Genomic DNA, 11148 nt, shown 5'->3' with positions numbered 1-11148 from the left:
TAGTCACCTCGAAGGCTGCGCCATGCGCGCACTTGTTTCCACCCCGATCACGCCAAGCGTTTGATCTGACTGGTGAAAACGTGGGGAAACCTCAGGGTCAGGTTCACTTATCTCGACTCATCTGGGCCGTCGCGCACAGATAACGAGGTCAAGTTCACTTCGCTCGAAGCGGTTGCGCTGTCGCGGATCAGATGCCCGCTCAACGGTTGTCCGAAAGCGATTGAAGGACTCAGCCGTATCCTGCATCGTGCCCGGCAGAGTGAGATGTGCAAGGAGGCGGCATCGTTATGAAATTCGGACCGTTATTGCTGATGGCCGCATTCGTCGCAGCGGGGTGCGCAAGGCAGGACCCGGCACGCGAAGACCATGCGCCGGTCGCGAGCGTCGGCGCAGGGCCCGCCGGGAGCGCGGCCGTGACTTCCGGCCAAGGCGCGATCAACCTGCCCGAAGAAGTGACCCGTGTGTATCGCCCCGCCACCTATGCGGCGGCGCGCGCGGCGGCAGCGGTGCCCGGGGCGAGTCTCGACGTCTCGATGGTCGAAAGTTATGCACACGGGGTCTGCCGTTTGGCGTTCAAGCGGCCGTCTGCGCCGACCGCGCGCGTGGCCGTGTCGTATGACGAGGTGGAGCGATTCAAGCGTCGGTTCTGCGCGGACTTCGACGGGCAGGCGCCCCAGAATCTGTTCGAAATCATCGCCGCGGCCGCCGAGCGCGGCGACGAGGATGCGGCGCTCATCGATGCGATGTTCGCGACCGATGCGGAGAGCGACCCGCGCGAGATCGAGCGGTTGCGAACGCTGGCGGAGGTCCGGGCGCAGGCAACCGGCAGCCCGCTGGTGTTCCGGCTTCTGCACGAAGAGTTGCTGAGGGAGGAGTTCCGGCAGGAAGACCGGGCAATCTGGCTGGAAACGGGCTTGTCGGAAGAAGAAGCCGCACGGGCGAGAGGTTACGGCGTCACCATCGCGGTGTGCGACCGCTACCGGATCTGCCCGCCGGGATCGCTGATGGTGCTGGCGCACTGCCATCCCACGGACTGCGCACCCGGATTGGACATGCATGCCTACGTACGTTCGCAGCTGAAACCCGCCGCTTACGATGAGGCCGTGCGTTACGCGGCCGTACTCGGGCACGAACTTCGCGAGAAACGTCAGTCGCGTTGAGGCTGTCGGAATTCACGGGCGGCCACACACTTCGACGGGCTGAAAGTCGTAGGCCGAAGGGAGTGGCATCCCCTGCGCAGTCTGGTCGTTATGTTGAGCTTGCTGCTCGGCTTGACCGCGGCGGCAGCTTCGGTGGCGCCCAAGGAGCTCCACGCGCTCGTCGCCAAACCGATCTCGTCACCGATCTCGTCGTGGTGGCAACCGTCTGACAAAACAGGGGTCAGAGTGCAATTTTCGATGGAGGCTCGTGCTTGCTCCACGTTTCCGGGAGGCATGACGACCACGTGCGAATCGATGCAGGTGAGAACAATGAAGATCACAACGATACTTTCCGTCCCACCTGAATCCTTGGACGTCCGGACACTCTACGAGGTATTCGGCTGGGGCCGAGAGGCGATGGCGGAGTATCTGTACCACGGCGAGATCAATGCAGAGGCGCTCAGGCCGGATGGAACTGGAGACCTAAGCATCGCGGAGTACGCTGCGTCAGTCGAGGTGTCATTCGAGCCTGATGTGATCGGGGTGAATCGTCAGAGGATCGATGGTGCTTCCACACTCGATCACAGCCTTTCGCTGGTGGAGTTGGGTGATCTGACCGCGCAAGAAGCGTCCCAGTTGTTCGGGCAACCGCACGGCGACGTTCTGCTGGAGTCAGATGAGAACTCTCTCTACACGCTGTGGGCAGATGCCGCGTCCGGAGTTTGCGTCATTTCGGCAATTCAGACCTGTGCGGAACGCAGTCAAGAGGTTCGCGTATTCGGCGCGGGCTGCGGGGTGACATTGGGCACGTTGCTCGCGCGAGCGGAAACGCTTCGGCAGCGTTATCGGGACATCCCGATGCATCGATTCTCGGGTGCAGTTCGCGAGTGAAGGTGACGACGAACCGAGGTCAGAGTGCGGCTTCCTTCGAGAGCCTAGCGCCAGTGTCAGTTTTTCTGCTCGCTCACGTCGCGGACAATTCCTACCGCTCGACCTTCCGATAGCGCCGCCGTCGATCTTGACGCCCGCGCACGCCCCGTAGCAGACTCGATCCCAAGGAGCGTAGAAACTCCTCTGCAAGCGGTCCCCACCTCCGTCAAACCGGTGGGTTTTTTGTGCCCGTGCACTCGCGGGCATGGACCGACGTGATGCCTGCGTCGGGAGGGCGGCTAATACAACACCCTTCGGGGAAATACGCCCGCCGGCTTGCAGCGGTTTCTAACCTCCCGACTTCCCGTCCACGTCCGTGGACGGGCACTTCAGGGAATGAGGAGACGACGATGTCGAAGTTGACGACGGAAGTTCGCGGCGAAGTGGGCTATTTCCTGCCGGAGGAGAGCCAGTTCCGGTTGCGCAAGCTGCACCAGCACATCGAGTTCCTGTCGCGCCTGGCAGAGCCACGCGTGGACGAGGAAGAAGACGGCCCGGAGATCGACCACCCTGCGTTGGCGGGGTGTCTGGAACTGCTCGGCGAACAGGTGCAGCAGGTGCTGGACACGGTGTCCTGGCCGGCCCGCTTGCAGTAGAAGACCCAGGCAGGTGCCGCGCGTGTCGAGGCCGATGATGAGGGCGAAGACGAAGACGAAGCCGGCGAGGACGACGAGGACGAGGACGAGGACGAGCGCGAGACGTCTCGCGACGCCGTGCACGCGGGGCGTGTGTCGAAGAAGAGCGCCGAGGACTTCGCCTTCGGCATGACGCTCGACCAGCTGGACGAGTCCGACCGGCTGCTTGATCTGCTGCGCGCGCAGGGCGATCTGCTGATGGCCGCCGGCGGCACGGATGTCGCGGACGGCACCATTACCGTGATCGGTGCGGCGATCTTCGAAGGAGCGGACGAGATGAAGGACTTGATCCGGCAGGTCAATGCGCAGGTGCTCGACGCCGAGCCGGAAGCCAGCACGCGGGTGCGTGAGATGCCGGCCGTGTACGGCCATTGCGTTGGCGTGGCCGGGCGCAGCGCAACGCACGTGCATTGAGGATGGAGCAGGGCAGCGCGGCGCCGCCGCGCTGCCCTGTGACCCGTCCGCGCTACTCGGCGTCGCCGCTTCTTCGATCGCTGTGGCATGTCACCGAGCCCGCAACATTTCCCTGTGCGTACCCCCGGGATTAGTCGGGATCACTCCAATCGCCTTCGATCAAGGTCGCCCTGATCTCGCAAGTGGTGTTGTAGCCGACCGCGTAGCCGTCTTTGTAGCCGGATTCGTAGCGCTGCTCTTTCTTATCCGCTCCACCACACGCCGAAACAAGGGCGAGAGTGAAAGATGCCGCGAGTGCCGCTGTTGGGATCCTCATATCACCTGCCTCGGTCGACAAGAACGGTGGTTCGAGGTGCGGGGGCCCTGCACGGCGATAAGAATCACTATGGTCTTCTCGCTCTCGGGTTCGCTCGATTCTAGCCAAGGATCCGCTGGGCAAAGGGTCATGCATAAGGACGCCACCCACTCCTGCGGTCGAGCGGTTCGTTCCAGAATGTCGGACGCCGATCGGCCCGCTAAACTGCGTGTCCCGCTTCCGCATTCGACCAGGATTCCACCATGCCCTTCACCACCACCCCGTCCGGCCTGCAGTACGAAGACATCGTCGTCGGCACCGGCGCAGAAGCGCAGCCCGGCCGCAACGTGACCGTGCACTACACGGGCTGGCTGTTCGAGAACGGCGTGCAGGGCGCGAAGTTCGATTCGAGCAAGGATCGCGACGAACCTTTCATCTTTCCACTGGGCGGCGGCATGGTCATCAAGGGCTGGGACGAAGGCGTGCAGGGCATGAAGGAAGGCGGCCAGCGCACGCTGATCATTCCGGCCAGCCTCGGCTACGGCACACGCGGTGCCGGTGGCGTCATCCCGCCCAACGCCACGCTGAAGTTCGACGTGGAATTGCTCGGCGCCTGAGTCTGGCGGCGCACGCCGCGGCAGTGCTTCACGCCCGCGGATTGCGGGCGGACTTAGGGTCGACGTCCGCGCCCATCGGCTCCTGCCGCGCCCGGCGCATCCACCGGCATCGGAGGACACGGCCATGGCATCCGGACACACGCTCACGCCCGCGGTTGAACTCGTCGGGCAACCCGCGAAGCGCTTCCCCAACGAGAGCGACGCGTACCGCAAGGCACGCAATGCGCTGCTGGTCGAGGAGATCGAACTGCGGCGGCATCTGTCGCGCGTCGCGGCACAGCGGCGCGCGTTGCCGCCGGGTGGCGAGGTCACGCGCGATTACCGCTTCACCGGCGCGGACGGTGAGGTGGGCCTCGCGGACCTGTTCGGGCGGCACGACACGCTGATCGTCTACAGCATGATGTACGGGCCGCAGCGCAAGCAGGGCTGCCCGATGTGCACGTCGCAGCTCGCGTCGTGGGAGCCGGAGGTGCGACACCTGCAGCAGCGTGTCGCGATCGCGGTGGTCGCGCGCTCGCCGTATCCGCGCCTGGCCGCGTACGGGCGCGAGCAGGGCTGGACCGACATGCCGCTGTATTCGGACGACAGCGGCGACTTCACCGCTGACTTCGTCGGCGAGCGCGACGCGGACATGCCGGCGTACACCGTGTTCTCGCGTCGCGACGGCACGCTGCGGCATTTCTACAGCGCCGAGGGCGGCGCGCATCTCGCCGACCCGGGCCAGGATCCGCACAACGCGCCTGACATGAATCCGCTCTGGATCCTGCTCGACACCACGCCGGAAGGCCGCGGCACGGACTGGTATCCGCGGCTGGATGACGCTCCGCGTCGAAATTGACGCGCCGCTTGCAGCGCGGCGCATCGTCGCCGCGAACGGCGGTTGCCGGGTGATCTCCGTCAGGTCGCCAAAACATCCACCGCGCCCGCCTGATCGGCCTCCAGATCCCGATCCAGCAGGCAGTCGATGAAGGCGCGCAGGGCGGGGCGCATGTGGCGGCGGCTGGCGTAATAGAGGTACAGGCCCGGCACCGTCGGTGACCAGTCGGCGAGCACGCGCTTGAGGCGGCCGTCCTGCAAGGCCGCGACAACGGCGTCGTCGTCGTAGGCATAGAGAATGCCCAGCCCCGAGAGCGCCGCGGCGGAGAGCAGGTTCTGGCGGTTGGCGATCACCGGGCCCTCGCCGTAGACATCGACCTGCCTGCCGTCCTTCGTGAATTCCCAGCCGGCGATCCGGTCGCTGCCGGGGAAGCGGAAGTTGAGGCAGGCGTGGCGCGCAAGATCCGCGGGCGTGGCGGGCTCGCCGCACCGGGCGAAGTAGTCGGGTGTCGCGACCGCCATCAGTTCCACGTCGGGCGTCAGCCGCACGGCGACGACATCCTTCTCCAGTCGCCGGCCCACGCGGATGCCGGCATCGAAACCTTCGGCCGCGATGTCGCTGAGTTCATCGCTGATGACGATGTCGAGCACGACATGCGGATGCGCCCGGCCGAAACGCCCGAGGCGCGGCGCGATAAGCGTCTCAGCCGCCTTGCTGAAGGTGTTGATGCGCAAAGTGCCGGCGGCGCGTGCGTTCGATCCCATGGCCTCGGCCACGGCTTCGTCCATGTCGCGCAGCATCGGGGCGATGCGCGTGTGCAGGCGCCTGCCGGCTTCGGTCGGCGACACGCTGCGCGTGGTGCGGTTGAGCAGGCGCACGCCCAGGCGCTCTTCGAGCTGCCGGATGATCTGGCTCAGGGCCGAGCGGGACAGCCCCAGATGATCGGCGGCCCGGGCAAAGCTGGACCGGTCGACGACGGCCGCGAAGGCCCGGAGTTCAGCGAATTCGGATCCGCGCATTGTGTACCGTTTCCGACATGGCCTGATTCGATAATAGACGATTCACAGTATGGTTCACGCGGCGCAGCATGACTCCTCCAACCAACAGGAGCGCGTCATGCACACACTCGATCTACCCGAACCGATTGCCGCCTATTTCGAAGCCGACCGTCTGGACGGCCAGGCGTTGGCCCGCTGCTTCAACGACGATGGCGTGGTGCTGGACGAGGGCCACACGCAGCGCGGCCCCGCGCAGATCGCGGACTGGAAGACGGCGATGGATGCGAAGTACGCCGCCACCGCCCGGCCGCACACCGTGGCGCAAGACGGTCGCGCGCACGTCGTGACCTGCAATGTGTCCGGCGCGTTTCCCGGCAGCCCGGTCGACCTGCGCTACACCTTCACCCTGGCCCGCGGCCGGATCGCCTCGCTGGAGATCGCGCCATGAGCTTCGATCTCCAACTCGCCGGCACACGGGTGCTGGTCACGGGCGGCACGCGGGGCGTGGGCGCCGCGGTCTCCGCATTGCTGGCCAGTCTGGGCGCCCGCGTCGTGGCGACGGCGCGGTCCATTCCCGACACGGCCGTGGACGGCGTTCATTACCTCGCGGTCGATCTCGCCACGCCCGACGGCGCCGCGCGCGCAGTGGCCGAGGCACGCGCCCACCTCGGCGGTGTGGATGCACTGGTCAACGTGGTCGGCGGTTCGTCGGCGCCCGCGGGCGGCTTCGCGAAACTCGACGACGCGGAATGGGCCAGGGCGCTGGACCTCAATCTCATGGCGGCCGTGCGCACCGATCGCGCGGTGCTGCCGGAGATGCTCGAGCGCGGCGCGGGCGTGATCGTGCATGTGACCTCGATCCAGCACCGCTTGCCGCTGCACGACTCGACCATCGCCTACGCCGCGGCGAAGGCCGCGCTGTCGACCTACAGCAAGGCGCTGTCGAAAGAGGTGACGCCGCAGGGCGTGCGCGCGCTGCGCGTCTCGCCGGGCTGGGTGGAGACCGAAGCCGCGACCGACTTCCTCGGCACCATCGCCGCCAGCGCGCACACCGACCTCGCCGGCGCACGGCAGCAGGTGATGGATGCGCTGGGCGGCATTCCGCTGGGACGGCCTGCGATGCCCGCGGAGGTGGCCGATCTGATCGCGTTCCTGATCTCGCCGCGCGCGGCGGCGATGTCGGGCAGTGAGGTCACGATCGACGGCGGCACGGTCCCCACCGCCTGACGCAGGACCGGCTGCCGCGGACGTGCCCCGCGGCAGCCGGCGGTCGCGTCCGCAGATCCGGACGGATTATCAAATTATTCGGACTTTGAATTCCTCAGGGTCCGGACGCTGTGGAAAAGTAGCGCTGCCGAACGACACATCCCGCCGCACCCAGACCGCCATCCAATCCCGACCGGAGACCTGCCATGTCCATGCTCAAGACCGCCGTCCTCGCCGCCGCCCTGACCGCCAGCGCCGTGTCCGGCGCGTACGCAAGCGATGCAGCGACGCCGACCACCCCGACCCCTGCGAAGAATGTCGTGCTGGTGCACGGCGCGTTCGCCGACGGTTCCGGCTGGCGCCCGGTGTACGAGTTGCTCACCGCACGCGGCTATCGCGTGTCGATCGTGCAGAACCCGCTGACCTCGCTGGAGGACGACGTCGCGGCCACGCGCCGCGTCCTCGATCGCCAGGACGGGCCGACCGTGCTCGTCGGCCACTCCTGGGGTGGCACGGTGATCACCGAGGCCGGCATGCACGACACGGTGACCGCGCTGGTCTACGTGTCCGCGCTGGCGCCCGACGCCGGCGAGACGACCGCGCAGCAGTACGCCGGTTTCGCGCCGACGCCGGAATTCGTCATCGATACCGCGGCCGACGGCTTCGGCATCGTGAGACCCGCACAGTTCAAGGCCGGCTTCGCGCACGACACGACCGACGCCGACGCCGCGTTCCTGCGCGATTCGCAGGTGCCGATCCACATGGCCGCATTCGCCACGCCGCTGACGCAGGCCGCGTGGCGCAGCAAGCCCAGCTGGGCGGTGATCGCGACCGAGGACAAGGCGTTCGACCAGGCCATGCTCGTCCACATGGCCGAACGCATCGGCGCCGACATCACCCGCGTGTCGGCCAGCCACGCGCTGTTCTACACACAGCCGGGTGTGGTCGCCGAGGTGATTGAGCGCGCCGCGCAGGGCGTACGTCAGGGCGAATGATCGCCTCGCCGCGACATGGGCGGTCGCGTCCGCTCCATGTCGCGGTGGCGCCGCGTCTCGGCTGTGTGCATGGCGCATGTACCGCGGCTCCGCAATTCCGGATCCGGATGCCTGATCAGTGCATCGATGCAGCTCGCCGTGGCACCTCACGGCGTCAGGTTTGCTTGTCGGAGTGCGAGTCGGAATCCATCCCGGAATGCCGTACCCCGACCCGGCCGCGAGACTGCGCGCCCCGCTTCCCATTCGACAACCGTCTCACCTTTGTCCGCCACCACCACCCGTCCGGCCTGCAGCACATGACACCGTCGTCGGCACGGGCAGCGGCGCATGCCACTTTCTGAGTGGCGGTCATTGCGCGCCGTGTCAGCTTCAGTTCTTTCTGATCGCGTCCTCGCGGACAAGTCCTACGGCCAGGCGTCCGGGTCGCGACGCCGTTGACCTTGACGCCCCTGTTCGCCACGTTGCAGACTCGTTTCCAAGGAGCGTAGAAACTCCTCACACAGCGGTCCCCACCTCCGTCAATCTGGTGGGTTTTTGTGCCCGTGCACTTGCGGGCATGGACCGACGCGATGCCTGCGTCGGGAGGGCGGCTAATACAACACCCCTCGGGGAAATACGCCCGCCGACTGTGTGCGGTTTCTAACCTCCCGACTTCCCGTCCACGTCCGTGGACGGGCACTTCAGGGAATGAGGAGACGACGATGTCGAAGTCCGATACGAAAACGCGTGGCGCGCTGGGTTACTTCCTGCCCGAAGACGGCGAGTTCCGGTTGCGCAAACTGCACCAGCACATCGAGTTCCTGTCGCGCCTGGCGGAGCCACGCGTGGACGAGGAAGAAGACGGTCCGGAGATCGACCACCCCGCCTTGGCCGGGTGTCTGGAACTGCTGGCCGAACAGGTGCAGCAGGTGCTCGATACGGTGACCTGGCCGGCGCGGCTGGAAGCCAAGGGCAAGCCGGCTGCTGCAGACGTGGCTGCGGAAGTCGACGCGGCAGACGATGAAGACGAAGAGGCAGAGGAGATCGACGATGCGGCCGTGACCGGTGCGGCGGCGGTCGATCAGGACTACGACTTCGGCATGACGCTGGATCAGGTGGACGAGGCCGACCGGTTGCTTGATCTGCTGCGTGCCCAGGGCGATCTGCTGATGGCCAGCGGCGGCAATGACGTCGCGGACGGCACCATCACCGTGATGGGCGCGGCGATCTTCGATGGTGCGGAAGCGATGAAGGACTTGATCCGTCAGATCGAGGATCAGGTGCTCGAAGCCGAGCCCGATGCGGGCGCGCGCGTGCGGGAGATGCCGGCGACGTATGGCACTGCCGTTGACGGCGTGTCGGCCGACCTTGCGGCCCGTCATGCCTGCGTCCCCGAAGGCGGCAGGTCGCGCGTGCATTGACCTGAGCGGGGCAGCGCGGTGCAGGCCGCGCTGCCCTGTGCGCCGATGCGCCATCAACTGCCTGTGTGCCAGCAGGCACCTGTCATCGCGTGCGGAATGCGGACGCGAGTCCGGAAGCTGGCGGTGCCAGGATCACTTCGGGCGTCATCGCGGCTGGTGAAGCCGCGTCCGGCGTGGTCGACCCGTGGAAAGGGGCTCGATTCCTTCGCGCGTCGCGGCCGGGACGCGGAGGCGGACTCAAGTTTCCGGCCGCGCAGCCGCTGCTATCAGACTGTCACCGTCGGATCGGGCGGTTGCTACGATGCCAGTCCTGCAATCCAAACGCGCGCGTCGCGAGGCACTTCGCCCGTGTCTCCAGCGGCGGCTGCGCGCGACCCGGCGGTCCGTCTTGATCCTCGTTCCGACTGCAAACGCCTGATGATCGCGACCCTTCTCGTCGGCATGCTGTGTGTCTACCTGCTGAGCTTCGCGGTGATGTTCCTGCTCATCGGCAGGCGCCTGGATGCCGGGAAGATGGGGATGGATGCATTCGCCGTGGGCAACCTCACCCTCGGTAGCGCGTACGTGCTGCAGCTGCTGGAAGGGCCGGCGGGGTGGAGCTGGATGGGCGTGGTCAATCATTCGCTCACGCTCAGTGCGTTGCTGGCCTACAGCGTTGGCGGCTTGCGCTTTTTCGGGCGGCCGACGCCGCTGCTGTGGCCGCTGGCCGCGCTCGCGCTGGGCTACGCGGTCGTGCAGATCATCGTGGAGTGGGCCTGGGGCCCGGTGGCGCGCTACGTGTTGCTCGCGGCGATATGCGCGCTGTGTTTCGCCGGCATGGTCGTCGTGCTGCTGGCGGGGCTGCGCACGTTCGCCCGTGATCTCCGTGGCGAGGTGCTGCTGTTTGCCGCGCTGATCAGCGGCATCTGTGTGTTGAATGTGCTCAAGCTGACCAAGTTGCTGGCCGGTGGTCTTCTGGCGCTGGCGATGGATGACCAGTTCCAGGTGGTCTTCTATGTCTACATGTGCTCGCTGGCGACGATCATTCCGCCGTTCATCGTCTGGCTGGTGCTGCGTCGCCTGACCGACAAGCTCCGCGACATGGCCGCACGTGATCCGTTGACGCAGTTGCTCAACCGCCGCGGGCTGACCGAGGCGCTGGCCGCGCGCCTGCGGCGTCCGAATGCCGGCGCGCGCTTGTTGCTGATCGACGTCGACCACTTCAAGCGCGTCAATGACAGGTACGGTCACCACGCCGGGGATGCCGTGCTGTGCGCCATTGTCGATGTGCTGCGCGGGGCCGTGGGCACGGACGATCTGCTGTGCCGGATGGGCGGTGAGGAATTCGCTGTTGTCTGCCCGGGCGCCGACGCAGGCACCGCATTGCGCGTGGCCGAGCGCATCCGCATCGCAGTGGCGTCGACGGTGATGCTGCAGGTGGCGGGCGAGGCGGTGCGCTGCACCGTCACCGTGGGCGTCTCGGGGACCTTCGATGACGATGCGTCGCTGGTCAGGGCGATGCAGGATGCCGACGCGGCGCTCTATCGCGGCAAGAACGCAGGGCGCAACCGGGTGGAATCGGGAGACGTGGTCGCGCCAGTTTCACCGGGTGGGGAGGGGGCTCCCGGCGCGCAGAGCGCCATGGAGCGCTAAGGACCCTTTGAAAAAGTTCGTCATTCCCGCGGCTCTCAGCAGCCGAACGGCTGGTCAAGCGGGAATCCCG

The 11148-nt window shown here is 66.6% G+C and carries 13 protein-coding genes; 11 read left to right on the top strand and 2 right to left on the bottom strand.

Annotated elements, in window-relative coordinates; genetic code table 11:
• Positions 1-287: 287 nt before the first annotated feature.
• The 4 genes from J2W68_RS05620 (at position 288) to J2W68_RS05605 (ending at position 3118) form a co-directional block, all read left to right on the top strand.
• A complete protein-coding gene (locus J2W68_RS05620) occupies positions 288-1160 on the top strand; it encodes a hypothetical protein (RefSeq protein WP_310233458.1) in 873 nt (290 codons plus the stop codon).
• A gap of 93 nt (positions 1161-1253) precedes the next feature.
• Positions 1254-2030 (top strand): hypothetical protein, encoded by a 777-nt coding sequence (locus tag J2W68_RS05615; protein ID WP_310233456.1) that lies wholly within the window; start codon positions 1254-1256, stop codon positions 2028-2030.
• Between the two features lie 389 nt (positions 2031-2419).
• On the top strand, positions 2420-2665 hold the full coding sequence (locus J2W68_RS05610; protein ID WP_310233455.1) for an XAC0095 family protein: 246 nt from the start codon (positions 2420-2422) through the stop codon (positions 2663-2665).
• Between the two features lie 132 nt (positions 2666-2797).
• Positions 2798-3118: a hypothetical protein gene (locus J2W68_RS05605; RefSeq protein ID WP_310233453.1), complete on the top strand. Its 321-nt coding sequence runs from the start codon at positions 2798-2800 to the stop codon at positions 3116-3118.
• Between the two features lie 130 nt (positions 3119-3248).
• Here J2W68_RS05605 and J2W68_RS05600 read toward each other — a convergent pair whose 3' ends face one another.
• Complete coding sequence (locus tag J2W68_RS05600; RefSeq protein WP_310233452.1) at positions 3249-3455, bottom strand: hypothetical protein; 207 nt, start codon at positions 3453-3455, stop codon at positions 3249-3251.
• 221 nt (positions 3456-3676) lie between these two features.
• On the opposite strand from J2W68_RS05600, the gene J2W68_RS05595 reads away from it, so the two are divergent.
• Together J2W68_RS05595 and J2W68_RS05590 are read left to right on the top strand one after the other, a co-directional pair.
• Complete coding sequence (locus tag J2W68_RS05595; RefSeq protein ID WP_310233451.1) at positions 3677-4030, top strand: FKBP-type peptidyl-prolyl cis-trans isomerase; 354 nt, start codon at positions 3677-3679, stop codon at positions 4028-4030.
• Positions 4031-4154: 124 nt separating this feature from the next.
• Entirely contained in the window at positions 4155-4868 is a 714-nt protein-coding gene (locus tag J2W68_RS05590) for a DUF899 family protein (RefSeq protein ID WP_310233449.1), read from the top strand.
• 59 nt (positions 4869-4927) lie between these two features.
• On the opposite strand, the gene J2W68_RS05585 is transcribed toward J2W68_RS05590, so the two are convergent.
• On the bottom strand, positions 4928-5866 hold the full coding sequence (locus tag J2W68_RS05585) for a LysR family transcriptional regulator (RefSeq protein ID WP_310233447.1): 939 nt from the start codon (positions 5864-5866) through the stop codon (positions 4928-4930).
• 97 nt (positions 5867-5963) lie between these two features.
• Here J2W68_RS05585 and J2W68_RS05580 point away from each other — a divergent pair, with 97 nt between their 5' ends.
• The 5 genes from J2W68_RS05580 (at position 5964) to J2W68_RS05560 (ending at position 11078) form a co-directional block, all read left to right on the top strand.
• Entirely contained in the window at positions 5964-6293 is a 330-nt protein-coding gene (locus J2W68_RS05580; protein ID WP_310233446.1) for a nuclear transport factor 2 family protein, read from the top strand.
• Positions 6290-7072: an SDR family oxidoreductase gene (locus J2W68_RS05575; RefSeq protein WP_310233445.1), complete on the top strand. Its 783-nt coding sequence runs from the start codon at positions 6290-6292 to the stop codon at positions 7070-7072. Before J2W68_RS05580 ends, J2W68_RS05575 begins: the two co-directional genes overlap by 4 nt.
• A 185-nt stretch (positions 7073-7257) precedes the next feature.
• The gene (locus tag J2W68_RS05570; RefSeq protein WP_310233443.1) at positions 7258-8046 is read left to right on the top strand and encodes an alpha/beta fold hydrolase; all 789 of its coding nucleotides are present in this window, start codon (positions 7258-7260) and stop codon (positions 8044-8046) included.
• Positions 8047-8747: 701 nt separating this feature from the next.
• The gene (locus J2W68_RS05565; protein WP_310233442.1) at positions 8748-9446 is read left to right on the top strand and encodes an XAC0095 family protein; all 699 of its coding nucleotides are present in this window, start codon (positions 8748-8750) and stop codon (positions 9444-9446) included.
• Positions 9447-9464: 18 nt separating this feature from the next.
• Positions 9465-11078, top strand: coding sequence for a GGDEF domain-containing protein (locus J2W68_RS05560; RefSeq protein WP_310233440.1), 1614 nt, complete (start codon positions 9465-9467; stop codon positions 11076-11078).
• The last annotated feature ends 70 nt before the right edge of the window (positions 11079-11148 follow it).

Source organism: Luteimonas terrae, from assembly GCF_031457535.1.
Taxonomy (GTDB): domain Bacteria; phylum Pseudomonadota; class Gammaproteobacteria; order Xanthomonadales; family Xanthomonadaceae; genus Luteimonas; species Luteimonas terrae_A.
This window is presented reverse-complemented; position numbering and strand designations above follow the sequence as displayed.